A 1,162-nucleotide genomic window follows, 5' to 3' on the forward strand; every position below is an offset into this window, starting at 1 on the left:
TACTGATCTTTTCGTAAGTTCGGTGGGTGTGGTGGGCGGATGGTCAGGCCGGTATGGGCGAGGAATGACCATGGCAGTCGGGGGTTGGCGTTGATGCGGTGGATGCCTTGCTCGGTGGCGTCGGCGACATCGGCGAGGTGGTCGCCGGCAAGGTTGGCGAGTTCACGCTTCTTGAGCGAGGACCACAGCAGTTCCACCGGGTTCAGCTCGGGAGCGTAGGCGGGTAATCGTTCCAGGGTGAGCCAGTCTTGTTCGGCGACCCAGGCCCGCATCGCCCGGCTTCAGTGGGCGGACAGGCCGTCCCAGACCAGGACCACCCGCTCGCCGCGATAGAACATCTTCACCTGCTCCAGGACCTCGATGAGGCCGGCGGTGTCGTAGCTGCCGGGCTTGAGGTGGAAGCACAGGCGGGCCCCGCGATCGGGGTCGGTGGAGTGGTAGCCCAGGGCTCCGGCCATCGACGCGCGCTTCCAGTTCAGGCGGTGCCGCAGGAGCGGAGTCCGCCCTCGGGGCGAGTAGGTGCGGCGGATCTGAGGGAGCAGGGAGACGCCTGATTCGTCGAGGAAGACGATCCAGGCACGTGTGTTCACGGCCCCTTTTTGATGCGCGGCCACTCGTGCGCGATCCAGCGGGCGATCTCCGACTCGTCCCGCTCGACCGCCCGCCGCTCGGGCCGTTGCAGGCTCCATCCGAGCCGGCCGGTCAGCAGCCGCCACACCGACGCCCTCGACAACACCACCCCCGTTGCCCGGGTGACGACTGCGCCGACCCGTTCCAGGGTCCACAGGTCGGCCTCGAAACCATGAGCCTGGGCACCTTGCTCCAACGCGGCCCGGACCATCTCGACCTGGGTGTCGTCCAGCTTGGGTGGGCGTCCGGTGGCTGCCCGTCTCCGCAGGCCCGAAGCACCGTCTTGCTCCCACACCCGCCGCCAACGCCGCACACTCTCGGCACGTACCCCCACCGCCCTCGCGATCTCCGCATTCGAGACGCCGCCCTCGAACAACTCGACTGCCCGAACACGACGCGCCTCCGCCAACTGAGGCCGCGACAAAGGAGGAAGGGAGGAACCAGCAACCGAAGGGGAAGGTTGGTATGCCACCCCGACAGCCTCCCACCCACACGGCCACCGCACCCACCGAACTTACGAAAAGATCAGTAA

The 1,162-nt window shown here is 67.3% G+C and carries 1 protein-coding gene and 1 pseudogene; both read right to left on the reverse strand.

The window, feature by feature from the left end:
* Positions 1 to 689: pseudogene (locus tag ABZ719_RS37700) on the reverse strand (IS630 family transposase); the annotation flags it as partial.
* On the reverse strand, positions 587 to 1,135 hold the full coding sequence (locus tag ABZ719_RS37705; protein WP_366729680.1) for a winged helix-turn-helix domain-containing protein: 549 nt from the start codon (positions 1,133 to 1,135) through the stop codon (positions 587 to 589). The pseudogene ABZ719_RS37700 and the gene ABZ719_RS37705, both read right to left, overlap by 103 nt.
* Positions 1,136 to 1,162: the final 27 nt, after the last annotated feature.

The sequence above is a fragment of the Streptomyces sp. NPDC006743 genome, from assembly GCF_040703815.1.
Lineage (GTDB): Bacteria > Actinomycetota > Actinomycetes > Streptomycetales > Streptomycetaceae > Streptomyces.